The sequence below is a fragment of the Sulfitobacter sp. D7 genome (assembly GCF_003611275.1).
In the GTDB taxonomy this organism is placed as follows: domain Bacteria; phylum Pseudomonadota; class Alphaproteobacteria; order Rhodobacterales; family Rhodobacteraceae; genus Sulfitobacter; species Sulfitobacter profundi.
Genome location: NZ_CP020694.1, coordinates 2157816 through 2182217, shown reverse-complemented (window position 1 = coordinate 2182217; position 24402 = coordinate 2157816). Strand labels below are relative to the sequence as shown.

Here is a 24402-nt window from a genome sequence, read left to right as displayed (position 1 = left end):
CGGGAGGCGGGGTCAGGGTGGGATCAGGCGCTTGTGGGCGTCTCGTCCCGTTTGGCGCGCTCGTCCATGAACTGGTCGAACTCGGCCTTGTCCTTGGCTTCGCGCAGACGCTCAAGGAAAGCCTCAAAATTGCCCTGTTCCTCTTCCAAACGGCGCAGCGTGTCTGCCTTATAGGCGTCAAAGGCGCTGTTGCCGGTGTTGCGCGACATCATCGCACGGCTGGATTTGCGGCTGCAGGATTTCGAAGAGAACATGCGTTTGCTCCAAGTCATATAGGCAAGAAGGGCGAGGCCAAGGGGCCAGAAGAAGATGAAGCCGAGCACCATGGCGGCGATCCAAGCGCCTTTGCCGCGTGCGTCCATCCAGCTTTCGGCCCGCGCCAGCCAGCTCAGGCGGGGGGCATAGGTCGGGTCGGTGGTCACTGTCGTCATTGTTGAGCCTTTCAGTCGTGACGGGCCTGTCGCCGGCCCGGGCGTTTCGGATGATGTGAATGTCTTTCACATTGAATAGATCGGCACGCCGGGGCCCTTTCGCAAGGGGCTATGTGAATGTTTTTTACATTGCTTGGGAAACGACAGTAAAATCAGTAACCTGCGCGCCGGAAAGCTGCGCCATTTTCTGCGGCTCAAGGCAGAAAACGTGGTGCGGCGTGCCTGCAGCGGCCCAGACCAGCGGGAATTGCAGCAGATTTCGGTCAAACCAAGCGCGGGGTGGCGTGATATGGCCCAGCGGTGCCACGCCGCCGATGGCAAAGCCGGTCTGCGCCCGGATCAGCGCGGCATCTGCCTTGCCCAATGGTTCCCCGGCCAGTGCTGCTGCGCGGTCCAGATCGACTTGCTGCGCGCCCGTGGTGATGAAAAGCAGCGCCGCGCCGCTGTTTTCGCCGCGAAGGACGATGGATTTGGCAATCTGATCGACCGCACAGCCAAGTGCGGTGGCCGCATCGACCGCCGTGCGTGCTAGGGCCGTCTCGCGTATCTCTGGCGTCGCCCCGGCGGCCTCCAGCGTGGCGCGCACCCGTTTCAAACTCTTGCTCATTCTCTGCCCCTTGCTGCATGGCGCCACCCTGGGGCGCGCGCCAAAGTCGTAGCAAGGCCGCGCCGTGCCGCAACCCCCATTGACGCCGCTTGGATCAGCCCGCAAAGCTGGCCCCATGACAGACCCATCGCTTGCCGCCCGGATCACCCGCTCCCCCCGCATCTATCACCGCGAACGCGCGCAGGATGCGGCGGCGCTCTTGCCCGATCTTGCGCCGGACCTGCGCGAGATGATCTCGGCTGCCGCCTCTACCGCGCCCTATCTAATGGCACTGTTGGAAAAGGAAGCGGCTTGGCTTGGCGAGGCCGTGGAAAACCCCGAGGCCGCTCTGGCCGCCAATTGCGCCGCGGCGGCAGCATTTGCGCCCGACCGGCTGGCCGATGGGCTGCGGCAGGGCAAACGGCGCATGGCGCTTCTGACCGCGCTGGCAGATCTGGGCGGGGCATGGTCGCTGGAAGAGGTGACCGGCGCGCTGACCGATTACGCCGATGCCGCTTGCGGGGCGGCCCTGCGGGCGGGGCTGGCGGCACAGATCAAACGCGGCAAACTGCCGGGCATGACGATGGACGATCTGGCCGACTGCGCAGGCATGGTTGTCTTTGCCATGGGTAAAATGGGCGCGCGGGAACTGAATTATTCCTCAGACATCGACCTCATTTGCGTCTTTGACGAAAGCCGCTTCGCGCCTGATGATTTCCACGCCGCCCGCAGCGCCTTCGTCAAGGCGACGCGGGCGATGTCGGGCACGTTGAACGACATTACCGCGCAGGGCTACGTCTTTCGCACCGATCTGCGCCTGCGTCCTGACCCGGCGGTCACCCCCGTTTGCATCGCGATGGAGGCAGCCGAGCGCTACTACGAAAGCCTAGGCCGCACATGGGAGCGCGCGGCCTATATCAAGGCCCGTCCGGCGGTCGGTGATATCGCCGCAGGGGAAGCGTTCTTGCAATCATTGCGCCCCTTCGTCTGGCGCCGCCATCTGGATTTCGCCGCCATCCAAGATGCGCACGACATGCGGCTTGCCATTCGCGAGCACAAGGGCTTGGGCGGCCCGATCACCCTTCCGGGGCATGACATGAAACTGGGGCGGGGCGGCATCCGCGAGATCGAGTTTTTCACCCAGACCCGACAGCTCATCGCCGGGGGCCGCGATGCGGAGTTGCGGCCCCATGGGACACTGGCAGGGTTGCAGGTGCTGGCCGAGAAGAACTGGGTGCCCAAAGAGGTCGCCGAAACGCTCGGCGATCACTACCGCGCGCACCGCACGGTAGAGCACCGCTTGCAAATGGTGCAGGACGCGCAGACCCACACGCTGCCCCGCAATGATGCCGATTTTGAACGTCTGGCCGCCATGATGGATATGGATGTCAATGACTTGCAGGCCGATCTTCACAACCGACTTCAAGCCGTGCACGACCTGATCGAAAGCTTTTTCGCCGCCACGCGGGAGGAGCCCGAAGCCGCCCGCCCGGCGCATCAATTCGACACCTCGGTGCTTGACCGTTGGCCCAGCTATCCCGCGCTGCGCTCGGAACGGGGGGCGGATATTTTCGGGCGGCTACAGCCGCTGCTGCTGGACCGTTTGGCGCAATCTGCCAAACCGGACGAAGGGCTTTTGGCCTTTGACGGTTTCCTCGCTGGCCTGCCCGCCGGGGTGCAGCTTTTCTCGCTCCTGCGGGCCAATCCGCAACTGGGCGATCTTTTGGTGGATATCGTCGCCACATCGCCTGCGCTGGCCGCGCATCTGTCGCGCAACTCTGGCGTCTTCGATGCGGTGATCGGGGGGGATTTCTTTTCGGACTGGCCGGGGCAGACCAAGCTGACCGAGATGTTGCAACAGCATCTCGCGGCAGAGGCCGATTACGAGTTGCGCCTTGATGGCACCCGCCGTTGGGCGCGCGAATGGCATTTTCGGATCGGCGTGCATCTGCTGCGCGGGCTGATCGACGCGGCCACCGCCGGGCGCCAATATGCCGAGTTGGCCCAAGCGGTCTTGCAGGCGCTCTGGCCCGTGGTCGTCGATCAATTCGCCACCCGGCATGGCCCGCCGCCGGGGCGCGGGGCGGTGATCCTTGGCATGGGCTCGCTTGGGGCTGGGCGGCTAACGCCGACCTCCGACCTCGATATGCTGGTGATTTATGATGCCGATGGGGTGGACAGTTCCGACGGCCCCAAACCCCTCGCCACGCGCAGCTATTATGCCCGGCTGACCCAAGCGATGATCACCGCGATGACCGCGCCGATGGCCCAAGGCAAGCTTTACGACATCGACATGCGCCTGCGGCCCTCGGGCAATCAGGGGCCAGTGGCCACCAGCCTCGCCAGCTTTGAGAGCTACCAGAAAGAGCAGGCTTGGGTCTGGGAGCATCTGGCCCTTACCCGCGCACGGGTGATCGCGGGGGCAGAGGATCTGGGCCGCGATGTCGAAGCGCTTCGGGCTGAAATCCTCAGCCGCGCCGCCCCGCGCGACAAGGTTCTGGGCGAGGTCGCGAAGATGCGCCAGCGCATCGCCGCCGCCCGCAGCCCTGCAGGGCCGCTCGACGCCAAGACGGGCGCGGGCCGCTTGCAGGATATCGAACTGTTCGCGCAGGCAGGCGCGCTTATCGGCGGCACCGGGGCGCGTGAGATCGACGCGGGCCTTGCCGCCGCGCGCGGCGAAAACGTGATTGATGGGCAGGCGGAAGCCGCGCTTTCCTCGGCCTATACCAACGCATGGACCCTGAATTGCGCCGCGCGTCTGCTGTCGGCCAATCCTATTGATGCGCGGACAATGGGGCAGGCGGGGGCGAGCTTTCTCTGTCGTGTGTTAGCTTGTGACGATCTTGCAGCATTGGAGGCCAAGATGCAGGGCGATTACGGCACTGCGGCTCAGATCATCGACGCGGCGCTGCCCGAGCCGGGACAGGAGGGGGCATGAGCGATCCAGATGACCCAAAAGGTTTGATCCGCGAATCCTACCGGATGGAGGGGATCGGCCCCGCCGAATGCCGCAGCATCTTTCTCGACTGGGCTTTGAGCTTGCCGGAAGGCCACGACAACGCGGTCGCCATCACCCGTTTGCTGGAACGCTACGGTGCGGCCGCCGCGGGTCACCCGATGACCCAAGTGCTGCGCGAGGGGCAGACGACGCTCACCACCCCGCGCCGCAGGGGCGGTTGGCGGGGGAGGGCGCGCAACTGAACGCCGATCTGGGCCTGCGAAACCTCTTTCCCCAGCCGCGCGAACGCAGTACGAGGGGCGCTATGACAACGCCCCAAACCCCCTCCGCCCCGCAGCCTGCCACGCTTCCCGTGGTGCGCCTTTTGCCCAAGGCCAATGCCCGCGCCATCCGCCACGGCTTTCCTTGGGTCTATGCCAATGAACTGGTCACCGACCGCCGCACGCGGGGGCTTGCCCCCGGCACGCTGGCGCTGCTGGAAGACGCCGACCGCAAGCCCATGGGGCTGGTCGCGGTCAATCCGACCTCCAAAATCATCGCCCGGATGATCGACCAAGACGCAGAGGCGCAGGTGGATCAGGCGTGGTTCGAGGCGCGCGTTAGTCGCGCCCTTGCCCTGCGCAGCCAGCTTTACGATCGACCCTATTACCGCCTGATCCACGCCGAGGCCGATGGCCTGCCGGGCGTCATCATTGACCGCTTTGGCGATACCTGCGTGATCCAGCCCAACGCCGCTTGGGCCGATGCGCTGCTGACACCGCTGGTGGCCGCGCTGCAATCGGTGACCGGCGTGGCCAACGTGTTGAAAAACGCCTCTGGCCGGACGCGCAAGCTTGAAGGGCTCGACGATGCTTCGTCCACGTTGGTGGGGGAGACCCCCGAAGGCCCGCTGCCCGTGCCGATGAATGGCGCGACCTATATGGCCGACCTTACCGGCGGGCAGAAAACCGGTCTGTTCTACGACCAACGCCCCAACCATGCCTTTGCCGCCAATCTCGCGCGCAATGGGGCACGGGTGCTCGATGTCTTTGCCCATGTCGGCGGCTTCTCCCTCGCCGCTCTGGCGAATGGCGCGTCATCAGCATTGGCCGTCGACGGCTCCGCCCCCGCCCTGGAACTGGCCGAGGCCGGAGCCGCCGCGATGAACATGCAAGACCGTTTCGCCACCCGCCAAGGCGATGCCTTCGACGTGCTCACCGCCCTGCGCGATGAGGGCGAGACCTTTGACGTGGTGATCTGCGACCCGCCCGCCTTTGCCCCCTCGCGCCAAGCGGTCGACGCGGGGCTGCGTGCCTATGAGCGTGTCGCACGGCTCTCGGCGCAGCTGGTGGCAGAGAATGGTATTCTGGGTCTTTGTTCCTGTTCCCACGCCGCTGATCTGAACCAATTCCGCACCGCTTCCGTGCGCGGCATCGGTCGGGCCGGACGCCGTGCCATGCTGCTGCACACCGGCTTTGCCGGGGCGGACCACCCGCAACTGCCGCAGCTTGCGGAAAGCGGCTACCTCAAGTCGCTGTTCTTCCGCCTGTGATGGAAACGCGCCCCCGCGTGCTGATCGACACCTGCGTGCTCTACCCCACGGTGATGCGCGAAATGGTGTTGGGTGTGGCAGCAAGGGGCGCGTTCGAGCCGGTCTGGTCGGCGCGTATCTTAGAAGAATGGGCCCGCGCGGCGATCAAGCTTGGGCCCACGGGCGAAGCACAAGCGCGGGCCGAGATCGCACTGCTGCGCGGCAACTGGCCGGGGGCCGAACGCGCGGCCTCCCCCAGCCTACAGGCGCGGCTTTGGTTGCCGGATGCGAATGACATTCACGTTCTGGCCGTCGCCGTGGCCAGCAGCGCCGACATGATTCTGACGCTGAACGCCAAGGATTTCCCGCGCCAAATCCTTGCCGAAGAGGGGTTGAGCCGGGCCGATCCTGACAGCTACCTGCATGGGATTTGGCAAGCGACACCGGAATTGGTCGCCCCCGTGGCCGACGCCGTCTTGCAAGAGGCGCGGCGGCTGTCGGGCGAGCAATGGGAGATGCGCGCTCTGCTGAAAAAGGCACGGCTGCCGCGGCTGGCAAAGGCTCTGGCCTAGCCCTCCCACCGCAGTTGCAGCTTGCGCAGCTCGGCGACACGTTCCTCGGTCTTGGGGTGGCTCAGCAGCCACGCGGGCGGGCGTCCAGCGCCGTTTTGGCTCAGCGCGTCCAACTTCTCGAACAGGGAAATCTGTGGGCCGATGCCGATGCCCGCTTTGGTCAGCAGGGCGGCTGCATAGGCGTCTGCCTCATACTCATCCCCGCGTGAGAGGCGGGCAGCCAGCAGGCTGGTCAGCCCGTTTGCGATCAGCACACCGATCCCGGGAATGATCCGCCCAAGCACCATCGCCAGCGCCGTGCGCAGGGCGTTTTGGCCCGAGAAATCAATCATCCGCCGCCGCGAATGGCCAAGCGCCACATGGCCCAACTCATGCGCGATGACGCTCGCCAATTCCTCAGCCGTTACAGCACCTTGGCGAAACTTGTTGTAAAACCCGCGGGTGATGAAAATGCGCCCATCGGGGGCTGCCAGCCCGTTGACCGGTTCGATCTCATAAAGATGCACCTTGATGCGCGGCAGGTCCAACGCCTTGGCCATCTTGACGCTCATGTCGTTGAGTTTGGGGTCCACCAAGGGGGTCGATTTCGCGTCCAACTCGCGCGCCGTGCGCCAAGCGGAAAAACGATACATGGCCAGCGCGTAAAGGATGGCCAGCAGGATGGGGAGAAAGCGGATCATGCCCGCAATATGGGCGCGCCGCAGGCCGGGGGCAAGCGGCACAAGGCCGCGCCCCCGGTTTCATGTCATGCGATCAGACGAGTTTTGCGTCCATCGTGATCTCGGCGGTCAGCAGCTTGGAGATCGGGCAGTTCTCTTTGGCGGTCTTCGCGGCTTTGTCGAAGTCCTCTTGGCTCGCGCCGGGGATGCTGGCCTCGACCGTCAGATGCACTTTGGGCACGTGGAAGCCGCCGTCTTTCTCTTCCAGATGCACTTCTGCCTTGGTCTCGATGCTGTCGGGCGTCAGGTCGCTTTGCCCAAGGATCATCGACAACGCCATGGAGAAACAAGACGCATGGGCCGCACCGATCAGCTCTTCTGGGTTGGTGCCTTCCTTGCCTTCGAAACGGGTGTTGAAGCCATAGGGCTGGTCAGACAGCACACCGCTTTGGGTTGAGACATGGCCCTTGCCCTCTTTGAGCGAGCCTTCCCATTTTGCGCTGCCGGTTTTCACGATCGAAGCCATTGGAATATCCTTTCACTGAGCTTGCGTTCGTCCCCTCAACTGGCGCAGGGCGGAAAGGTTTCAAGGCCGAGCATTCAAGATCGCGTCATGGTCTTGATGCCCCGGCTCAGCCCTTCGAGGGTCATCGGCACCATGGCCTCGGGGCCGAAAATCTCTTGGATCATCGCGATCGACTGGGTGTAGCCCCACTGACGTTCCGGCACCGGGTTGATCCACAGGTGGTTGGGCCATTGATCCCGCGCACGGGCGAGCCATGTGGCGCCGGCCTCCGCGTTCCAATGTTCATTCGCGCCACCCGGATAGGCGATTTCATAGGGCGACATGGAGGCGTCGCCCACGAAGATGCACTTGTAGTCAGACCCATAGCTGCGCAGCACCTCATGGGTGGGGATTTGCGCGTCCCAACGGCGGCGGTTGTCGCGCCAGACGCCTTCGTAAAGGCAGTTGTGGAAGTAGAAATGCTCAAGATGTTTGAACTCGCCCCGCGCGGCGCTGAACAACTCTTCGACGACCTTCACATGCGGATCCATGGAGCCGCCGATGTCGAGAAACAGAAGCACTTTCACGGCATTGCGCCGCTCTGGCCGGGTTTTCACATCCAGATAGCCATGCTCTGCCGTGGCGCGGATCGTGCCGTTCAGGTCGAACTCTTCCGCCGCCCCGTCGCGTGCCCAGCGACGCAGACGCTTTAGCGCCAGTTTGATGTTGCGGGTGCCGATCTCGACGTTGTCATCGAGGTTGCGGAACTCGCGCTTGTCCCAGACCTTGACCGCGCGCTGGTGGCGGCTTTCCTTCTGGCCGATCCGCACGCCTTCGGGGTTGTAGCCGTATGCGCCAAAAGGCGAGGTGCCCGCCGTGCCGACCCATTTCGATCCGCCCTGATGCCGGCCTTTCTGCTCTTCTAGCCGCTTTTTCAGTGTTTCCATCAGCTTGTCGAACCCGCCCATGGCTTCGATCTCGGCCTTTTCTTCTTCGGTCAAGTGCTTTTCGGCCATCTTGCGCAGCCAGTCTTCGGGCAGGTCCACGGCCTCAAGCACATCATCAAGGCTGATGTTCTCCAGCCCCTTAAAGGCCGCTGCAAAGGCGCGGTCGAACTTGTCGATGTTGCGCTCGTCCTTCACCATCGACACGCGGGCGAGGTAGTAAAACGCCTCAACGTCATAGGTGGCCAGCCCCGCCTTCATGCCTTCGAGAAAGGCCAGAAACTCGCGCAGCGAGACCGGAACACCGTGGCGGCGGAGCTGATCGAAGAACGGCAGAAACATCAGAGGCTCAGCGCGCGGTCCAGCAGAACCGTGGCGATCATGCCGACGATCAGGAAGGCAAAGCCGTAGCCCGTTGCATATTGCGCGATGTCTTTGCGGTTGCCGCCACGTTTGCGGGCCGTCAGCCCGCCGATTACCGCGCCGATCAATGCCAATCCGAGTGCTATCATAACCTATTGCCCGTCTATTTTGCGGGCCTATCCATTGCGCGGGTTCAGGGACGCGATCTCGCGCAGCTTGGCCCGCACGGCCCAGTCAGGGCCAAAGCCGTATCGCGCCCAGCCGATGCTGTCCAGCCTGACGCGGCGCGCCTCAATGCCGCGGCCTTCGATCTCTAGCGCTTCGGCCTTGAGCAGCATGAGCGTGGCCAGAAGGGCGGCGTTTTCGCTGGCTTCGGCAATGGGCAGATGCGGCTCAATCAGGGCGAGCGCGCCTGCGCCATCGCCAATGGTCACCGCATAGCCCGCCCGCTGCGTGGCGACATAGGCGCGGTGCAGCGTGGTGCCGGGGGTGCGGGCATAGAGGGTGTCTGCCATCTGGTAATGCGTCTGCGCGGCGGCAGGATCGGTCATCTGCGTGACGCGGCCCATGGCGTAGTGCGAAAATGCGTGGCGGTTGTCCTGCCAACCCTGCGCTTGGGCGATGCGCAGTGCGTCTTGGGCTGCAGACATCCGGGCGTTGCGGCCCACGTCGCGGCCAAGGGCCGTCTGGATGGCGCGGCTCCAGACCTGCGGCGTGGCGCGCGCGGGGCGGGGGGCAACGGTGCCGCCGCCGGGGTTCAGCCGCGCCAAAATGCCCGGCAGACGTGCGGCCACCTCTTCGCGGCGCATGCCAGAGTGCAGCGCCGGGTCATAGTAGATGCGCAGCACCAACATGTCGAAACCGGTCAGCACCGTATGCACGTTGTCATCGTTAAAGACCGAGTCCGGCAAACGGTAGAGATCGTTCAGCGGCCCAAGCGCTTGGGCCAGTTCCTCATGCAGGCAGTCGCGGCTTTCTTGCGGGCTTACGTCATTGGGCAGGAAAATCGCCAGTTTGCGCCGCTCGGTCAGGCGGGTCCAATCGGTGGCGGCGGAGCGCCTCGTGCGGCGGTATTCTTCAAGCGTGCTGACATTCGGCACCACGAAACAGGCCGCCTGCGGCAAGAGCCGCCGGATCTGGCTGCGGTTCACCGCTTGAATGGTGATGCTTGCCTCTCCGCCCGTGACCTCACGCAGTTCCATCCCGGCTTCCCGGCGCAGGCGTGCCAGCAGCCGCGCAAGGTCCGGCCCAAAGGTCGCGGGCGGCTGCCCCAGAACGCGCAGGGTGATCGGCCCCTCAAAGCGGGTCAGCACGCGCAGGGCGCGGCCACTTTCCATCCGGAAGGACAGATCAAGGAAATCTTCGGCCAAGGCAGCATTTGACACATGCGGCGCCGTGGGGCGGGCTTGGGCGAACTGCTTCATCGGGGGCAGAGTGCTGTCGGCGATCACCGCGCGGGTTGCCACCTCGGAATGGGAGGCCGGCACGCAGGCGTTCAGCAACATCATCAGCGGCAGGATCAGCCGCGCCTTCACCCCGCGCCTCATGCGCTTGGGCCTTTGCGCGGCCTATTCCGCTGTGATCTATCGCAAACTGCGCATGGCGCTGCCGCTGTCTGTCCTTGCATTTGCCTGCCCCATCGGTCGTTTAAACCCGGGTCTTGGTGCCCGTGATTGACCTCAGCCTAGGCAGGCGAAAATTCAAAAGCGAGGAAAATACCCGCTTTTGACGTAAAGTCGCATGGGTGTTGCCGCTCTACCGCTGGCGGCGCGCCATAAAGGCCAGCCGCTCAAACAGATGCACATCCTGCTCGTTTTTCAGCAGCGCGCCATGCAGTTTCGGCAGGGCGTTGGGGCCATCCTTGGCCAGATCCTCGGCGTCCATATCCTCGGCCAGCAGCAGTTTCAGCCAGTCCAGCACCTCGGAGGTCGAGGGTTTTTTCTTTAGCCCCTGCTGTTCGCGGATCTCGTAGAACTGCGTCAGCGCGGTGGTCAGCAGTTGCTGTTTGATGCCCGGATGGTGCACTTCGACGATTTGCTTGAGCGTCTCCATCTCTGGAAAACGGATGTAGTGAAAGAAACAGCGGCGCAGGAAAGCGTCGGGCAGTTCTTTTTCATTGTTGGAGGTGATGATGACGATGGGGCGTTGGCGCGCCCGGATCGTCTCGCCCGTCTCATAGACAAAGAACTCCATCTTATCGAGTTCCTGCAACAGGTCGTTGGGGAATTCGATATCGGCTTTGTCGATCTCGTCGATCAGCAGCACGACTTTTTCATCGGCATCAAACGCCTGCCAAAGCTTGCCCTTGCGGATGTAGTTCTTGACGTCATGCACGCGCTCATCGCCCAATTGGCTGTCGCGCAGGCGGTTCACGGCGTCGTATTCGTAAAGCCCCTGTTGCGCGCGTGTGGTCGATTTGATGTTCCATTCGATCATGCGCAAACCCAAGGCATCGCTGACCTGCCGCGCCAATTCGGTTTTGCCGGTGCCCGGTTCGCCTTTTACAAGAAGCGGCCGCTCCAAGGTAACCGCTGCATTGACGGCAATTTTCAGGTCATCGGTGGCGACGTAGTCTTTGGTGCCTTGAAATTTCATCTTGTTTTCAACCTCGTGTGACGGGCGCTTGATCCTTGGCCTTTAACCAAAAATCAAAGGGATTGTGTAGTGACAATTGTAACCCGCTCAGATAGACGCTGCGGCAGGGAAGATGTCGGGAGACAGGCCTTTTTAATGTCTGAGTTGAAAACCGCCGGGGAAAAACAAATGAAGCAGGAAGTTTTCCTGCCGGACGATTATCGTCCGGCCGAGGACGAACCATTCATGAATGACCGTCAGCTTGAGTACTTTCGTCGCAAGCTGATCCACTGGAAATCGGAACTGTTGGCAGGCAGCCGTGACACCATCGAAGCACTGCAAGACGGCACCCGGAACATTCCGGATGTGACCGACCGCGCCTCGGAAGAGACCGACCGCGCGCTGGAACTGCGGACCCGTGACCGGGCCCGCAAATTGGTCGGCAAGATCGACGCGGCGCTGCGGCGGATCGACGAGGGAGAGTTCGGTTACTGCATGGTCACCGGCGACCCGATCTCGCTCAAGCGGCTGGACGCACGGCCCATCGCCACGATGACGCTGGAGGCGCAAGAGCGTCACGAGCGGCGCGAGAAAGTCCACCGCGACGACTGACATCACCTGAAACATCACACGCCGAGGCTCATGCTTCGGCGTTTGTGATTTGGGCGCGGGGCCAGCACGATCCGGAGCTTGTGAGCTGGGGTCTACAAGCTTGCCTACGATCTGGGGCCTGCGATCTGGGGCGTGAATGAAACCTTCCAATGCAATTGTCGTGGGCGGCGGGATCGGCGGGCTGGCCTTGGCCACGGCACTGGCCCGCAAGGGCGTGGCCGTGACCCTGCTTGAACAGGCCGCGCGGTTTTCCGAGATCGGCGCGGGGCTACAGATCAGCCCCAACGGCCTTGCCGTGCTGCGCGCGCTTGGGTTGGAACATGGGCTGAAGGCCCGCGGTGCCGTGCGGGGGCAGGCGGTGCGCCTTTGCGACTACGCGAAAGGCGCGCAGGTGGCCCGGCTTGATCTGACCCGCTTGGCCAATGATCAGCGTTATTATTTCCTCCACCGTGCCGACCTGATTGATCTGCTGCGGGAGGCCGCGCAGCGCGCCAACGTGAGTTTCGAGACCGACGCGCAGGTCGCCTCGATCCATCCCGGTGCCTTGCCGCAGGTGCAGATGGCCCGTGGCGGACGGCGGCGGGCGGAGTTGGTCGTGGCCGCCGATGGCATCCACTCGGTCGGGCGGGTGCAGTTAAACGGGGCGGATAAGGCGCGGTTCTCGGGGCAGGTGGCATGGCGTGGGCTGATCCCCAACGACATAGGCCACGGCCCAGAGGCGCGGGTTACCATGGGGCCGGGGCGGCATCTGGTCAGCTATCCGCTGCGCGAGGGGCGATTGGTCAACCTCGTCGCCGTGGAAGAGCGCGCCGATTGGGCCGCCGAAGGCTGGCATCACCATGACGATCCCGCCAATCTACGCCAAGCCTTCGCAGGTTTCGGCGGAGAGGCGGCGCAGATGCTGGGCGCGTTGCAGGAGGTGACCCTCTGGGGGCTGCACTACCATCCCGTCGCCGCCAATTGGCAGGCAGAAGGCGTGGCGCTGTTGGGCGATGCGGCCCATCCAACGCTGCCCTTTCTGGCGCAGGGCGCAAATATGGCGCTAGAGGATGCTTGGGTCTTGGCCGACTGCCTGACCCGCCAGCCCCGCGACGCCGCGCTTGGCGCTTATCAAGCCGCCCGCATCGACCGCGCGCGGCGCATTGTCAAAACCTCGGAAGGCAACGCGGTACGCTATCACCTGCGGCCTGGCCCGATCCGGTTTGCGGCCCATACCGGGCTGCGCGTCGCCTCAAAACTCGCGCCCGGCGCGATGCTGGGCGCGTTTGATTGGCTCTACGCCCATGACGTTACCAAAGCGTAAAGGCCACCGAGCTTAGCCGGTGGCCCAATTGATCAGCCCGCCCGTTGCAGCATCCCGAAAAGGTCGCGCGGGTCGTCCGGGTCGGCCAGCAGATCAAGCGGTTGGAACAGCCCCGTCTCGGCGATTTGATCACGGACATAGCGCAGGGCCGAGAAATCCTCGATCGCGAAGCCCACGGAGTCAAACAGCGTGATCTGCTGCGCATCGCGGCGGCCTTCGGCCTGACCGGTCAGCACCTGCCAGATCTCGGTCACCGGGTGGTCGGCCTCAAGCTGCTGGATCTCACCCTCGATGCGGGTCTGCTCGGGGAATTCCACGTAGATGCCCGAACGGTGCAGGATCGCGGGCGCGAGTTCCGTCTTACCCGGACAGTCGCCGCCGATCGCATTGATGTGCACGCCAGAGCCGACCATATTATCGGTTAGGATCGTGGCATATTGCTTATCCGCGGTGCAGGTGGTGATGATCTGCGCGCCCATAATCGCCTCTTCGGCGGTGTCGCATTCCACCACCTTGATGCCATGGCCCGCCAGATTGCTTGCGCATTTGGCGGTCGCCGCGCGGTCGATATCGTAAAGCCGCACCTCATCCACGCCGCAGATCGCCTTCATCGCAAGGCTCTGAAACTCGGACTGCGCGCCATTGCCGATCATCGCCATGACATGGCTGCCCTTGGGCGCCAGCAACCGGGCCACCAAGGCAGAAGTCGCCGCCGTGCGTAGGGCCGTCAGGATCGTCATCTCGGTCAGCAACACCGGGTAGCCGTTGGCCACATTGGCCAGCAGGCCAAAGGCGGTCACGGTCTGAAAGCCGTCCTTGGTGTTGTCGGGGTGACCGTTGACGTATTTGAAGCCGTAAACATCGCCGTCCGAGGTGGGCATCAGTTCGATCACGCCCTTCTCAGAATGGCTCGCCACGCGGGGGGTCTTGTCGAAAAGCTCCCAGCGTTTGAAGTCGGCTTCGATATAGTCGGCCAGCCCGCGCAGCATGTCTTCGACGCCGATATGGTGGATCAGTTTCATCATCTGATCGACGGAAACGAAGGGCACCAGTGCCTTGTCGGAGGGGTTCAGATTGGTCATATTCAGGTCTTTCTATCAATAGGCACGGGTGGGGCGGTCGAACACCCGGCGGCCAAAGGCCGAGGCGGTGAGGTCCACCATCAGTTGCGCGGTGCGGCCCCGCTCATCGAGGAAGGGGTTCAGCTCAACCAGATCGAGCGAGGTCATCAAGCCGCTGTCGGAAAGCATCTCCATCACCAGATGGCCTTCGCGTACCGTGGCGCCGCCCGGCACGGTGGTGCCCACGGCAGGGGCAACGGAGGGGTCGAGGAAATCCACATCCAGCGAAACATGGAGCATGCCGCCCGCCGCTTCGACCTTATCAAGGAAGCGCTGTAAGGGTTTGGCGATACCGCTCTCGTCGATCTCGCGCATGTCGACGTATGTCACGGTCGTCTCCTGCAAAGCCGCGCGTTCGAGGGCGTCGACAGAGCGCAGCCCGATCATGGCGATATTGTCATGGGGCAGGGGCGTGTCGATCTTTGGAAAGCCGTCGAACCCCTCGCGCCCGGTGACATAGCCCAAGGGCGTGCCGTGCAGGTTGCCGCTGTCGCTGGTCTGCGGCGTGTGGAAATCCGTATGCGCGTCAAGCCAGAGCACGAAAAGCGGGCGGCCTGCCTTTTCGGCATGGCGCATTGCGCCCAAGACGGTGCCAAGCGCCAGCGCGTGGTCGCCGCCCATGAAGATCGGCATGCCGTCGTCCATCGCCGCATCGGCAGCAGCGGCGAGGCTCTCTGTCCATGCGATGGTCTCTTCCAGCGCGTGCAGTTTCTCGTGCTCTTTCGCTTGGAAGGGCGCGGGGGCGACATTGCCGCGATCGGTGACGCTGTGGCCAAGATCGCGCAGGGCACGTTCGAGCCCCGCAGTGCGATAGGCATCCGGCCCCATCAGGCAGCCGCGACGGCGCTTGCCGCTGTCCAGCGGGACGCCCAGCAAGATACAGTTTTGTGGGTTCGACATGGGGGACTCCTGAGCTGTTTGAACTCAGATAATCCGCGCATATGTCTAACGACAAGCCGTCAAACTGACCGTTTCGGGGGCGTTTTTAACAAACTGAAAGAAAGAGCTTCCAGTTTGTCAGTTTTTTGCTGGTTAGGCTGCTTTGCGCGCCGCCGCGACCCAAAGACCGACCAAGAAGAAGGAGAAAATCGCGTTCCATCCCGCCATCGACAGGCCCAGAAATTGCCAGACGATCTCATCGCACATGACCAGACCGCTCGGGCCTTCGGTGGAGAGAAGCGACCCGCCGTCAAGGCTGCCCAAGTCCATGCCACCGCCGGTGCAGGAGCTCGGCCCCGGCCACCAGCCCCATTCGACCCCTGCGTGATAAACGCCGATCAGCGCCGTCACCGCCGCCGCCAAGGCCCCCAGCCACGCCAGCACGCGCGGCCCGCCAAAGAGCATGATCGCCCCAATCAGCACTGCCGCCGCATGGGGCCACCGCTGCCAAAGGCACATCTGGCAAGGCGCGTAGCCGCCCAGATGCTGGAAACCAAAAGCACCCAGCAACAGCGCGGCTGAGCCGAGTGTCGCCAGCGAAGTCAAAGTCTTACCTGTCATAGAACCTTTACCACCATGAAGCCGCCAATCAGCAGGGCGACGGCCAATGTGAACATCAAACCCAAGCGCCGTTCAATGAAATCTCGGATCGGTGCGCCAAAGCGCCACAGCAGCCCCGCCACCACGAAGAACCGCAGCCCACGGGCAAGGATCGAGGTCATGATAAAAGTGCCCAGCGGCATCCCGGTCCAGCCCGACATGATCGTGATGACTTTGTACGGGAAGGGGGTGACCCCGGCGACCAGCACCGCCCAAAAGCCCATGCCGTTGAAGCGGGTGGAAAATTCTGCCATCGCGTCGGACTTGCCCAAACTCGCAAGGATCGGCTGTCCAAGGCTCTCAAAGGCCAGCCCGCCAATGGCATAGCCCAACAGCCCGCCCAGAACGGAGGCCAGTAGCGCCACCCCGGCGATCAGCCACGCGCGGTTGGGCCGCGCGATGATCATCGGAATCATCAGGATATCAGGCGGAATTGGAAAGAAAGAACTTTCGACAAAAGCGACAACGGCAAGCGCCCAGAGGGCATGGCGATGTTGGGCCAAGCCCAGGGTCCAGTCATAAAGGCGGCGGATCATTTAGGGGGCTCCGGCTGTTTTATATGCCTCACCATGTCGCGCGACCAAGGTCAAGCGCAACGCTGTGCAGAAACAGGGTGAAAATCCACTTGCCCCACGCGCTTTTGCAGGCTACATCGCCCCACGTGCCCAAGTGGCGGAATGGTAGACGCAGGGGATTCAAAATCCCCCGCCGCGAGGCGTGCCGGTTCGAGTCCGGCCTTGGGTACCAATATACAAACACCTGATTTTCTTACGGAAAATCAGGTGTTTTGTTTTTTTATGGTGTGTGTTTTTAGGTTCCGATGGCGTGACTCACACTCGGCTGTTCCGGAGTTGGTCATCCACGTCACTCTTGGGCCGCGCGACTTAGCTATTTCCTGCTGGCGCCCTTCCGATAGTATGCGACCATCTCAGCGCTTTGACTTGTGACCGCCTGAATCTCAGCATCGCACGCTCCGGCTTCGGCAAGCTCGACAATAGCGAGTTTGCGTAGACCATGGAGCATGTAAGGTGAGGCCCTCTCGCGATCTCCACGCTGGTCCGATTGCTGCGCGTCTAAGTTATGGCGGTGAAACATCACCTGCTTCAGTGTGACTAGCTAGCGCGATGCGGACGAGAGCAGCCTTTCACTGCAACTGTTCTACTGCCGCGATGGTGCCATACCCAAAGCCGACCCAAGAATATCGTACCCTTGGCTTTTCCAGAAATGCGGCAGATCTATGAAGACCCAATTCTCGGCGAGTTTGTCGTGGTCGCGACGATAGATGTCTATCACGCGAAACTCGCCTGCTTCACTGCCGCCGGGATACCCCATGAACCCGCCCGTGGGGCGGGCGGTAAAGTTGGGCCACCCAAAGAAACCGCCAAAGTGGCCTTCGGCAAGTCGGCAGACGTGTTGCGTTTTGGACCGTTCCGCAAAGCCTGCCCGGAACGGCGCAGAGTGCTGCTCCATATAACGGTCTATCGTGTACGTCGCGCCGATCCCCGCTGGGCCCCACCAAAGCATATCTTCTGCCCAAGTTTGCGCCAGTTCATCCCGCAATGAGAGGCCTGAGTTCCACTGACCCAGATCGCTGATCATTCTGTTAATAAGGTCCAATGTTCGCCGGCCTTCATTCGGGTTCTGTGGGTCGAGCAACAAGCCGTTATGTGGCTGTGGCCCTGGTTGGACAAGATGCGCACCGGTTTGACCGGGGAAGGGCGCAAGCCCCGCTTGAATCATCAAATGGGGAATGTCGAAATACATAGCACTTTCGATAATTTGGCCCTGATCTACGCGCGAAAATTCGCAGTATCTTAGGCTGGTAATCTTCCGAGTTGGCACGATTTCAAGCCAGGGCTCATCGAAAAGCCCCATCAGATGCCCCATTGAGACCACCCAAACAGAGCTGTCCTCGGCAAGGCTATTCACCCCCGCAAAAAAGATGTCTTCGCGCCTTTGCATATGCGTGAGTGACCGCCGCAAGGGGCGCCAAAAAGTGTCAGCGACCTGTGCTGGGCCGGTGAGTTCGTTGAACGGGTGATAACCGCGCCAGCGATAGTTGCTGCTGCAGTGGTCGCTCAGGGCTTGGGTGATTCCATCGAGCGGCGCGCTGTCTAATGCGGTGTGGAAGGCGCGGACAATGCCCTTTGCCCCTGTAATATCTGACATTTCTTCTACTCACTCACAGAGGCGCGAAACTGCGCACTGAAATTCTTGCATACGTTTGCAAAAATATGTTGCCAAACGAAATGCGGCAAGTCTACCCTACTGCATACCAATGCAAGATTTGTCGCACAGCGGCATCCGAGGAGGGACCGTGGCAGAGATCCAACTGAAGAATATCTCAAAGCGATGGGGCAGTTTTGTCGGGGTCGACAACTTTGACCTGACCATCGCGGATCGCGAGTTTCTCGTGCTTCTCGGGCCATCCGGCTGCGGCAAGACCACCACCATGCGCATGATCGCAGGGCTCGAAGAGGCGACGGAAGGAGAGATCCATATCGGAGACCGCATGGTCAACGATCTGGACCCGAAAGACCGCGATGTGGCGATGGTGTTCCAGTCCTACGGGCTTTACCCGCACCTCAACGTCTATGAGAACATCCGCTTTCCGCTCAAGGTGCGCAAAGCGGATCCGGCAACACATGACGAGCGGGTGCGCAAAGCGGCGGAGATGGTCGAGCTGACTGACTTCCTTCACCGCAAACCCGCCGAATTGTCAGGCGGTCAGCGTCAGCGGGTTGCTCTGGCACGGGCAATCGTGCGCAAGCCCTCGGTGTTTTTGATGGATGAGCCCCTGTCGAACCTCGACGCCAAACTTCGCGTGTCGACGCGTGCTCAGATCAAAAATCTTAGCCACGAGCTGCAAGTTACTACGGTCTATGTGACCCACGACCAGATCGAAGCCATGACTTTGGCCGACCGTGTGGTGGTGATGAAGGCTGGGGTGGTGCAGCAGGTCGGCACGCCGACCGAGATATACGACAACCCGGCCAATACCTTTGTCGCGAGCTTTATCGGCTCGCCAGCAATGAACCTACTCGATGGGGAAATCCTGAACGGCACCTTTACCGGCAAGAACGTTACCGTTTCAGGGCTGAACGCGCCGAACGGGCCGGTGACACTAGGCTTTCGGGCCGAGGATGCGACCGTGTCCGAGACGCCTGCTGGGGAAATCGCGGCACCGCTCTACACGATAGAATTGCTTGGGGACGCCACAATGCTGACGGTGCGGGCCGGAGGTCAATTGGTTTCGATCAAGGCACACAAGGAATTGCGGGCCCAGATCGGCGACCCGGTGGCCTTTAACGTCCCTGCCGCGATTTGCCATTTGTTTGACCATGAAACTGGCGGGCGCCTGAACCGGCCATAGCCCAAGAACAAGACAAGCGCCGCAAAGGTGCATTTCATCAACGGGAGAAAACCAATGTATCTGAAATCAATAGTCACCGCCGGCGCGCTGACCATCGCCGCCACGGCTGCCACAGCCGAATGTAGTTTTGAAAACGACACCAAAATCAGCATGTTGTCTGCTGGTTTTGAGGCTTGGAAGGCCGTAACGGACCAGATGTCTGAATGCGGCAATTTCGAAGCCGAGCTTGATCAAGAGTTCCGCACCAAACAGCCCGCAGCCTTCGCGGCCTCTCCGTCGCTTTACCACATTGGTGGGGTGTCGAATGGCACAGTCACGCCCTTGCTCAACGAAGGTACGATCCGCCCGCTCGATGATCTGGTCGAGAAATACGGGCAAGACCTGACCCCCAACCAGTTGATCCGCGTTGACGGCAAGATCATGGCGATTGCCATGATGGTCAACACACAGCACCTTGTGTACCGCCGCGACGTGCTCGAAGACCTCGGCATCGAAGTGCCAACGACTTATGACGAAGTGTTGGCTGCTGCTGAGAAAATCGAAGAAGCCGGCGTGGTGGACTATCCGCTAGGCGCGACGATGATGTCCGGCTGGAACCTCGCGCAGGATTTCAACAACATGTTCTACGGCTACGGCGGCGAGTTTGTTGATGCCGAGAACCTGCCGACCATCAACAACGAAGCGGGTGTAAAAACGCTGGAAACACTCAAAGCGATCACCGCTTACCTTGATCCCGAATATCTTGTTTCTGACTCGACCTACGTTCAGCAGCAGTTCCAGCAGGGCAAAATCGCTATGGCGAATCTTTGGGCCAGCCGGGCAGGGGCCGCTGAAGACGAGGGGGAGAGCCAAGTCGTTGGTCTGGTAGATACCGCCGCAGCCCCCACGGCGATGGAGGGCGGCGCGCCTGCGACAACAATCTGGTGGGACGGTATGGTCATCGCCAAGAATATCTCCGACGAAGAAGCCGAAGCAGCCTTCAAGTTGATTGTCGCGGGTCTGTCGCCAGAGATGGTCAAGGCAAACAATGGTGCGGCCATCTGGTTGGTGCCGGGATATGAGCCTGACCGACTTGCCAAAGGTGCGATCGACACGCTGAACACCTCGCCCGCGCCCAAGTCCTACCCATCGACCTCTGCCATGGGGCTGATGCACACGGCCGTCGGCAACAACGTGTCGGATTACCTGACCGGCGCGACCGACGCCGAGACCACATTGGCAGAGATTGAGAAAGACTACCTCGTTTCCGCCCGTGAAGCCGGATTAATCACCAACTGATCGCGCCCCATGCCCGGGCGGTGCAGTTCTGCGCCGCCCGACACTTCCATCGCTCCCGCGTCGCGTTTTGCCAGACATCGCCCCTACGAAGTCTCGCCAAGCCCGATCCGATCTTCTTGCCACCCTCTGACTGAAAGCCGGACAAATGAAATTCAAGACCTTTGCAGCGTTTGTCGGACCGTCTTTGTTCATGATGTTTTTGTTCATCGCCATGCCGCTGGTCAGCGTCTTTGCGCAGAGCTTTTACGTCACTCAGCCGGTGTTTGAGCGCGCCGAGGTGGAGACCTGCACGCCGGGTTTTCCGAACCCGGTCTGCGTCAAAGAGGTTAAGACCACCCCGGTGATCGGCGAGGACGGCAAGGTCGCGACAGAAAGTCATTTTACCGGGCTCGAAAGCTACCGCAATGTGCTGGAACTGGGCCGGGTCAAGGACGCGCTTTCCCGGGGCAGCTGGTCCGAATTGATGACCATCGACTTCTGGAAAGCGCTGCGCTTCACATTGACCTTCACCTTAATCACCCTGCCGCTGGTGCTCGGTGTCGGTCTGGTAATTGCTTTGACGGTCAATAACGCGGTCCGCAAAATCCGCGGGCCCGTGATCTTCATCTCATTGCTGCCGTTTATCATCACGCCGGTGATCGGCGGGCTGTCGATCCGCTGGCTGTTTATCGGCGATGGTATCCTGACAGCCGCGCTGGAATGGTGGACTGGCACCAATATCTCGATGTTTGCCCAAGCCTGGACCATTGAGCTGATGATGATGTTCTACAGGGTCTGGCACGTAGCGCCATTTGCCTTTGTGATCTTCTATGCCGGGCTGCAGACCGTCAATCAGGACACGCTGGAAAGCGCCATTATCGACGGTGCCAACCGCTGGGAACGTCTGCGCTATGTTATCGTGCCGCATCTGATGCCGCTTATCGTCTTTGTCGCGCTGATCCACCTGATGGACTGCTACCGTGTCTTTGAAGAGATCATCGCCTTCTCAAGCCAGAGCCATGTCATTTCACTGCAATGGCTGACCTACGATTTCCTGACCCCTGACGACTCGGGCAACCGCTCGATCTCGCGGGCCTCGGCCTCGGCGATGCTGACCATGGTGGGGATCATTGCCCTGCTGATCCTGCCGCTCAAGCGCACTTGGCGCGACCACAAAGGGAGCCACTGAGATGTCCACCCCCAAGGCAATGCAACAATCCCTCGCGCTGCGTGTCAGCTCTGCAAGCTTTCTGATCTTCTGGTGCCTCATCGCAGCCTTTCCGATCTTTTGGATCTTGGTGATGAGTTTCAAAAGCCCGGTCGATGCCTTCTCCGCGCAGCCGCTAGACGTGATCTTTGGCCCCGCTACCCGCGCCGCCGGGGAGGGATTGAGCCTGATCGATCTCAGTCTAGGTGCTGTGGTACTCTGGTTCGCTTACCGTTTCGCCTTCCGGGAGTTGCCGCAGATGGTAACCCGGTTCACCCGTCCGGGGACCGTGGTGATGGGCTGGGTGATCGCCGTGCTCGGCTTTGCAGTCGCCTTTATCGTGCTGTTCTTCGGGCTGCTGCCTTGGCTCCTTAGCGGGTTGAATGCCATTTCGGGACCTTTGGGTGAGCCTGTGCTCGGCCTTACGACACAGCATTACAAATCGGTCTGGGTCGAGAACCAGTTCTACCGCAATTTCATCAACTCAATCATCGTCACCGCCGGTGTCGTGACCATCTCTCTGACCGTCGGCACATTGGCGGGATATGGATTGGCGCGCTCTGGTTCCAACCTTGCCTTCTGGCTTCTGATCGTGGCGTTGATCTTTCGGGCCCTGCCGCATTCGGTGCTGGTCGCGGGCTACTTGCCGGTGTTTATCAACTCATCGGAAATCCTGCGCCCGATCTTTGGCGATGCGGCACCCACCCTTTACGGGCAGCCCTATGCCGTGATCGCGGTGCTGGTGGCAATCAACCAACCCTTCACCATCTGGATGCTGCGCAGTTTTTTCCAGAACATTCCGTCCGAGTTGGATGAAGCCGCCCGCGTCGATGGATGCTCGCATTTCCAAGCGTTTCGCCGGGTGATTATGCCGGTCATGTGGCCGGGCGTTATTACCACGGGGCTGTTCAGTTTTTTGCTGGGATACAACGACTTCCTCGTGACCTCGCTGCTGCTCGATGCTCAGAACCAAACGATGGTCCCGGCCATTGCGGGCTACTTCAACCGCGAGACCACGACGACCGATCAGGTCGAAGCTGTCGCAGCAGCCGTGTCGATCACCGCGCCTCTATTTTTGCTGGTGATGGTGTTCCAACGCCAGATCGTCAGCGGTCTGACAGCAGGCGCGGTGAAAGGCTGATGTCCTGCAATTCTCGCACCCACGGAATGATGCGCCACCCGGCGCTCAACCGACTGCCCCGCGATTTCATCACGATATGCGTTTGCCCCCGCTAACTGCATGTTAAGACAAGATGAAAGGATGACCCGATGAAGGGTTCGAGACCAGAACAAGCCGTGCTGACGCGCGACACCGACCTGAGTAAGACAGACGAAACCCGTGCCGTGATCGAAGGCATGGTGGACGGATTAAATGACCACCGCATTGACGACATCGGCCAGTTCTTTGCCGAGAGTTTTCGCTGGATGGGCAATCGCGGATGCGGCACCAAAGTGGGGCTGCAAGCCTTTCAGGAAAACTGGCAGCGGCCCTTTCAGGCGGCCTTTTCCGACAAGACCTGCGTGGATGAAACGCGGCTATTCATGGGCGAATGGGCGGCGGCCTTTGGCCGCCAGGAGGCGACCCATTCGGGCAAATTTATGGGGATCGAACCGACGGGCAAGCGCGTGACGATCCGCTACATGGATTTCTGGAAGGTGGAAGAGGGGCGCATCACTGACAATTGGGTGATGGTGGATTTCCCGGATGTTCTAGCGCAGCTCGGACATGATGTTTTTGACGGGGAAGGCTGGGAGGCCTTTGACAACGGCACCCGCGTCGCGCCGCGCCCGGAGGCAGCTCGTGGATAGGCACGCTGCCAACAAACGCGCGCTCGCCCCAATGCGGGCGGCGCTGCATCAGGGCGATGTCGCAGCAGCCAAGCAGGCGCTGACAGATATCGTTGCGCCCGATGCGGTGTTTCACCACTGTCATCCCTTCGGCGATCTGACGGGGGCTGATGGATATTGCGATGCGGCCCTTGCCCCGTTGCAGGCTGCATGGCCGGATCTGGAGCGGCGCGATTGGATCGTTATGGCTGGTCAAACCCCTGAGGGGGCCGAATGGGTTGGATGCGGGGGGCACTACTTCGGTACCTTCCTCTCGCCTTGGCTCGACATTCCGCCAACTGGCCATCTCACTCATATGCGCTTTCACGAGTTCTACCGATTTGAGAGAGGCAAGGTCGTCGAATCTCAGGCAATTTGGGATATTCCAGAGGTAATGATGCAGGCGGGAGCTTGGCCCATGGCGCCCTCCTTGGGCCGCGAGCTCTGCGTGCCCGGCCCTGCAACGCAAAATGGGCTGATCGAAGCGCCCCATGATGCGCAACAGGCTGCGGCCAGCACTCAGCACATTGCCGACATGCTCGATCACCTCACAAGGCATCCCGCAAAAGGCGGACCTGAGGTTATGCAGATGGAGAGATTCTGGCATCCGAAAATGAACTGGTACGGCCCTGCGGGGATCGGCACCGGGCGCGGCGTGGATGGCTTTCGCAACTGGCATCAGATTCCGTTCTTGCGGGCGATGCCGGACCGCGGTCAGCATGTGGACGGGACCGACTACCACCTCTTCGGCGAAGCCAACTATGCAGCCGTGACGGGCTGGCCGAACATGATCCAATCCGTGTCAGACGACGGGTGGATGGGTATCGCCCCTTCGGGGAAAAAAATCTCCATGCGGTCGCTGGACTTTTGGCGGATCGAGGCGGGAAAGATCCGTGAAAACTGGGTGCTGGTCGATCTGCTCGACGCCTATCGACAACTGGGCGTGGATGTTTTTGCGCGGCTGCATGAGTTCAATAAGGCGCGCAACCTAGGGCCAATTCGCCTTCCGGAAAACTGATTTGAGAACGGCCGCCTCTAGCACCGGGGGCGGAAAATAAGG

General features: G+C 61.5%; 25 protein-coding genes and 1 tRNA gene. 13 read left to right on the top strand and 13 right to left on the bottom strand.

Going from position 1 to position 24402, the window contains the following annotated elements; translation table 11 throughout:
• Positions 1 to 23: 23 nt before the first annotated feature.
• Positions 24 to 431, bottom strand: coding sequence for a DUF2852 domain-containing protein (locus B5M07_RS10550; protein WP_067942433.1), 408 nt, complete (start codon positions 429 to 431; stop codon positions 24 to 26).
• Positions 432 to 555: 124 nt separating this feature from the next.
• The gene (locus tag B5M07_RS10545) at positions 556 to 1038 is read right to left on the bottom strand and encodes a YbaK/EbsC family protein (RefSeq protein WP_120351275.1); all 483 of its coding nucleotides are present in this window, start codon (positions 1036 to 1038) and stop codon (positions 556 to 558) included.
• 115 nt (positions 1039 to 1153) lie between these two features.
• Between B5M07_RS10545 and B5M07_RS10540 the strand changes: the two genes are divergently transcribed.
• The 4 genes from B5M07_RS10540 to B5M07_RS10525 all read left to right on the top strand — a co-directional run bounded on the left by B5M07_RS10540 (position 1154) and on the right by B5M07_RS10525 (position 6058).
• Positions 1154 to 3955, top strand: coding sequence for a glutamine-synthetase adenylyltransferase (locus B5M07_RS10540; protein ID WP_120351274.1), 2802 nt, complete (start codon positions 1154 to 1156; stop codon positions 3953 to 3955).
• Positions 3952 to 4218 (top strand): hypothetical protein, encoded by a 267-nt coding sequence (locus B5M07_RS10535; RefSeq protein ID WP_067630323.1) that lies wholly within the window; start codon positions 3952 to 3954, stop codon positions 4216 to 4218. Before B5M07_RS10540 ends, B5M07_RS10535 begins: the two co-directional genes overlap by 4 nt.
• A 62-nt stretch (positions 4219 to 4280) precedes the next feature.
• The gene (locus tag B5M07_RS10530; RefSeq protein ID WP_120351273.1) at positions 4281 to 5507 is read left to right on the top strand and encodes an RSP_2647 family RNA methyltransferase; all 1227 of its coding nucleotides are present in this window, start codon (positions 4281 to 4283) and stop codon (positions 5505 to 5507) included.
• Positions 5507 to 6058, top strand: coding sequence for an RSP_2648 family PIN domain-containing protein (locus tag B5M07_RS10525; RefSeq protein WP_120351272.1), 552 nt, complete (start codon positions 5507 to 5509; stop codon positions 6056 to 6058). The genes B5M07_RS10530 and B5M07_RS10525 overlap by 1 nt, the downstream gene beginning before the upstream one ends.
• Here the strand turns inward: B5M07_RS10525 and B5M07_RS10520 are convergent.
• From B5M07_RS10520 to B5M07_RS10495, 6 genes are all read right to left on the bottom strand, one after another.
• Complete coding sequence (locus B5M07_RS10520; protein WP_120352222.1) at positions 6055 to 6738, bottom strand: M48 family metalloprotease; 684 nt, start codon at positions 6736 to 6738, stop codon at positions 6055 to 6057. The genes B5M07_RS10525 and B5M07_RS10520 overlap by 4 nt on opposite strands.
• Positions 6739 to 6811: 73 nt before the next feature.
• On the bottom strand, positions 6812 to 7243 hold the full coding sequence (locus tag B5M07_RS10515) for an OsmC family protein (protein ID WP_067630331.1): 432 nt from the start codon (positions 7241 to 7243) through the stop codon (positions 6812 to 6814).
• A 74-nt stretch (positions 7244 to 7317) separates the two neighbouring features.
• Positions 7318 to 8508, bottom strand: coding sequence for a vWA domain-containing protein (locus B5M07_RS10510; protein WP_120351271.1), 1191 nt, complete (start codon positions 8506 to 8508; stop codon positions 7318 to 7320).
• Positions 8508 to 8678, bottom strand: coding sequence for an apolipoprotein acyltransferase (locus tag B5M07_RS10505; RefSeq protein WP_067630337.1), 171 nt, complete (start codon positions 8676 to 8678; stop codon positions 8508 to 8510). The genes B5M07_RS10510 and B5M07_RS10505 overlap by 1 nt, the downstream gene beginning before the upstream one ends.
• 27 nt (positions 8679 to 8705) lie before the next feature.
• Entirely contained in the window at positions 8706 to 10076 is a 1371-nt protein-coding gene (locus B5M07_RS10500; protein WP_120351270.1) for a DUF2927 domain-containing protein, read from the bottom strand.
• Positions 10077 to 10284: 208 nt separating this feature from the next.
• A complete protein-coding gene (locus tag B5M07_RS10495; protein WP_067630343.1) occupies positions 10285 to 11124 on the bottom strand; it encodes an AAA family ATPase in 840 nt (279 codons plus the stop codon).
• Between the two features lie 168 nt (positions 11125 to 11292).
• Here B5M07_RS10495 and dksA point away from each other — a divergent pair, with 168 nt between their 5' ends.
• Together dksA and B5M07_RS10485 are read left to right on the top strand one after the other, a co-directional pair.
• The gene (gene dksA / locus B5M07_RS10490; protein WP_067941887.1) at positions 11293 to 11715 is read left to right on the top strand and encodes an RNA polymerase-binding protein DksA; all 423 of its coding nucleotides are present in this window, start codon (positions 11293 to 11295) and stop codon (positions 11713 to 11715) included.
• Between the two features lie 136 nt (positions 11716 to 11851).
• Positions 11852 to 13018 (top strand): FAD-dependent monooxygenase, encoded by a 1167-nt coding sequence (locus B5M07_RS10485; protein ID WP_120351269.1) that lies wholly within the window; start codon positions 11852 to 11854, stop codon positions 13016 to 13018.
• Between the two features lie 32 nt (positions 13019 to 13050).
• Here the strand turns inward: B5M07_RS10485 and B5M07_RS10480 are convergent, their stop codons facing one another.
• The 4 genes from B5M07_RS10480 to B5M07_RS10465 all read right to left on the bottom strand — a co-directional run bounded on the left by B5M07_RS10480 (position 13051) and on the right by B5M07_RS10465 (position 16214).
• Complete coding sequence (locus B5M07_RS10480; RefSeq protein ID WP_120351268.1) at positions 13051 to 14100, bottom strand: ornithine cyclodeaminase; 1050 nt, start codon at positions 14098 to 14100, stop codon at positions 13051 to 13053.
• 15 nt (positions 14101 to 14115) lie between these two features.
• Positions 14116 to 15039 carry an arginase gene (rocF, locus tag B5M07_RS10475; protein WP_120351267.1) on the bottom strand — a complete coding sequence of 308 codons (924 nt, stop codon included), beginning with the start codon at positions 15037 to 15039 and terminating at the stop codon, positions 14116 to 14118.
• 132 nt (positions 15040 to 15171) lie between these two features.
• Positions 15172 to 15639, bottom strand: coding sequence for a disulfide bond formation protein B (locus tag B5M07_RS10470; RefSeq protein ID WP_120351266.1), 468 nt, complete (start codon positions 15637 to 15639; stop codon positions 15172 to 15174).
• Positions 15636 to 16214, bottom strand: coding sequence for a YqaA family protein (locus B5M07_RS10465; protein ID WP_120351265.1), 579 nt, complete (start codon positions 16212 to 16214; stop codon positions 15636 to 15638). The genes B5M07_RS10470 and B5M07_RS10465 overlap by 4 nt, the downstream gene beginning before the upstream one ends.
• A 127-nt stretch (positions 16215 to 16341) precedes the next feature.
• Here B5M07_RS10465 and B5M07_RS10460 point away from each other — a divergent pair.
• A tRNA-Leu gene (locus B5M07_RS10460) sits at positions 16342 to 16425 on the top strand.
• Positions 16426 to 16836: 411 nt separating this feature from the next.
• Here B5M07_RS10460 and B5M07_RS10450 read toward each other — a convergent pair.
• Positions 16837 to 17847 carry a nuclear transport factor 2 family protein gene (locus tag B5M07_RS10450; protein WP_120351263.1) on the bottom strand — a complete coding sequence of 337 codons (1011 nt, stop codon included), beginning with the start codon at positions 17845 to 17847 and terminating at the stop codon, positions 16837 to 16839.
• A gap of 148 nt (positions 17848 to 17995) precedes the next feature.
• On the opposite strand from B5M07_RS10450, the gene B5M07_RS10445 reads away from it, so the two are divergent.
• The 6 genes from B5M07_RS10445 (at position 17996) to B5M07_RS10420 (ending at position 24360) form a co-directional block, all read left to right on the top strand.
• Positions 17996 to 19051 (top strand): ABC transporter ATP-binding protein, encoded by a 1056-nt coding sequence (locus B5M07_RS10445; protein WP_120352221.1) that lies wholly within the window; start codon positions 17996 to 17998, stop codon positions 19049 to 19051.
• Positions 19052 to 19105: 54 nt separating this feature from the next.
• Positions 19106 to 20329: an ABC transporter substrate-binding protein gene (locus tag B5M07_RS10440; RefSeq protein ID WP_120351262.1), complete on the top strand. Its 1224-nt coding sequence runs from the start codon at positions 19106 to 19108 to the stop codon at positions 20327 to 20329.
• A 145-nt stretch (positions 20330 to 20474) separates the two neighbouring features.
• Entirely contained in the window at positions 20475 to 21497 is a 1023-nt protein-coding gene (locus tag B5M07_RS10435; protein ID WP_120351261.1) for a carbohydrate ABC transporter permease, read from the top strand.
• A 1-nt stretch (position 21498) separates the two neighbouring features.
• On the top strand, positions 21499 to 22656 hold the full coding sequence (locus tag B5M07_RS10430; RefSeq protein ID WP_120351260.1) for a carbohydrate ABC transporter permease: 1158 nt from the start codon (positions 21499 to 21501) through the stop codon (positions 22654 to 22656).
• Positions 22657 to 22784: 128 nt separating this feature from the next.
• Positions 22785 to 23324 carry an ester cyclase gene (locus tag B5M07_RS10425; RefSeq protein WP_120351259.1) on the top strand — a complete coding sequence of 180 codons (540 nt, stop codon included), beginning with the start codon at positions 22785 to 22787 and terminating at the stop codon, positions 23322 to 23324.
• Between the two features lie 31 nt (positions 23325 to 23355).
• Complete coding sequence (locus tag B5M07_RS10420) at positions 23356 to 24360, top strand: ester cyclase (RefSeq protein ID WP_254693994.1); 1005 nt, start codon at positions 23356 to 23358, stop codon at positions 24358 to 24360.
• Positions 24361 to 24402 lie beyond the last annotated feature (42 nt).

Excerpts from the sequence above, each read along its gene's own strand:
- B5M07_RS10440 (WP_120351262.1), top strand. The coding sequence starts at position 19,106 with ATGTATCTGAAATCAATAGTCACCGCCGGCGCGCTGACCATCGCCGCC.
- B5M07_RS10550 (WP_067942433.1), bottom strand. The coding sequence starts at position 431 with ATGACGACAGTGACCACCGACCCGACCTATGCCCCCCGCCTGAGCTGG.
- B5M07_RS10510 (WP_120351271.1), bottom strand. The coding sequence starts at position 8,508 with ATGTTTCTGCCGTTCTTCGATCAGCTCCGCCGCCACGGTGTTCCGGTC.
- B5M07_RS10540 (WP_120351274.1), top strand. The coding sequence starts at position 1,154 with ATGACAGACCCATCGCTTGCCGCCCGGATCACCCGCTCCCCCCGCATC.
- B5M07_RS10465 (WP_120351265.1), bottom strand. The coding sequence starts at position 16,214 with ATGATCCGCCGCCTTTATGACTGGACCCTGGGCTTGGCCCAACATCGC.
- B5M07_RS10470 (WP_120351266.1), bottom strand. The coding sequence starts at position 15,639 with ATGACAGGTAAGACTTTGACTTCGCTGGCGACACTCGGCTCAGCCGCG.
- B5M07_RS10450 (WP_120351263.1), bottom strand. The coding sequence starts at position 17,847 with ATGTCAGATATTACAGGGGCAAAGGGCATTGTCCGCGCCTTCCACACC.
- B5M07_RS10520 (WP_120352222.1), bottom strand. The coding sequence starts at position 6,738 with ATGATCCGCTTTCTCCCCATCCTGCTGGCCATCCTTTACGCGCTGGCC.
- B5M07_RS10505 (WP_067630337.1), bottom strand. The coding sequence starts at position 8,678 with ATGATAGCACTCGGATTGGCATTGATCGGCGCGGTAATCGGCGGGCTG.
- B5M07_RS10535 (WP_067630323.1), top strand. The coding sequence starts at position 3,952 with ATGAGCGATCCAGATGACCCAAAAGGTTTGATCCGCGAATCCTACCGG.
- B5M07_RS10485 (WP_120351269.1), top strand. The coding sequence starts at position 11,852 with ATGAAACCTTCCAATGCAATTGTCGTGGGCGGCGGGATCGGCGGGCTG.
- B5M07_RS10435 (WP_120351261.1), top strand. The coding sequence starts at position 20,475 with ATGAAATTCAAGACCTTTGCAGCGTTTGTCGGACCGTCTTTGTTCATG.
- B5M07_RS10515 (WP_067630331.1), bottom strand. The coding sequence starts at position 7,243 with ATGGCTTCGATCGTGAAAACCGGCAGCGCAAAATGGGAAGGCTCGCTC.
- B5M07_RS10425 (WP_120351259.1), top strand. The coding sequence starts at position 22,785 with ATGAAGGGTTCGAGACCAGAACAAGCCGTGCTGACGCGCGACACCGAC.
- B5M07_RS10530 (WP_120351273.1), top strand. The coding sequence starts at position 4,281 with ATGACAACGCCCCAAACCCCCTCCGCCCCGCAGCCTGCCACGCTTCCC.
- B5M07_RS10430 (WP_120351260.1), top strand. The coding sequence starts at position 21,499 with ATGTCCACCCCCAAGGCAATGCAACAATCCCTCGCGCTGCGTGTCAGC.
- rocF (WP_120351267.1), bottom strand. The coding sequence starts at position 15,039 with ATGTCGAACCCACAAAACTGTATCTTGCTGGGCGTCCCGCTGGACAGC.
- B5M07_RS10545 (WP_120351275.1), bottom strand. The coding sequence starts at position 1,038 with ATGAGCAAGAGTTTGAAACGGGTGCGCGCCACGCTGGAGGCCGCCGGG.
- B5M07_RS10500 (WP_120351270.1), bottom strand. The coding sequence starts at position 10,076 with ATGAGGCGCGGGGTGAAGGCGCGGCTGATCCTGCCGCTGATGATGTTG.
- B5M07_RS10495 (WP_067630343.1), bottom strand. The coding sequence starts at position 11,124 with ATGAAATTTCAAGGCACCAAAGACTACGTCGCCACCGATGACCTGAAA.
- B5M07_RS10480 (WP_120351268.1), bottom strand. The coding sequence starts at position 14,100 with ATGACCAATCTGAACCCCTCCGACAAGGCACTGGTGCCCTTCGTTTCC.
- B5M07_RS10420 (WP_254693994.1), top strand. The coding sequence starts at position 23,356 with ATGCGGGCGGCGCTGCATCAGGGCGATGTCGCAGCAGCCAAGCAGGCG.
- dksA (WP_067941887.1), top strand. The coding sequence starts at position 11,293 with ATGAAGCAGGAAGTTTTCCTGCCGGACGATTATCGTCCGGCCGAGGAC.
- B5M07_RS10525 (WP_120351272.1), top strand. The coding sequence starts at position 5,507 with ATGGAAACGCGCCCCCGCGTGCTGATCGACACCTGCGTGCTCTACCCC.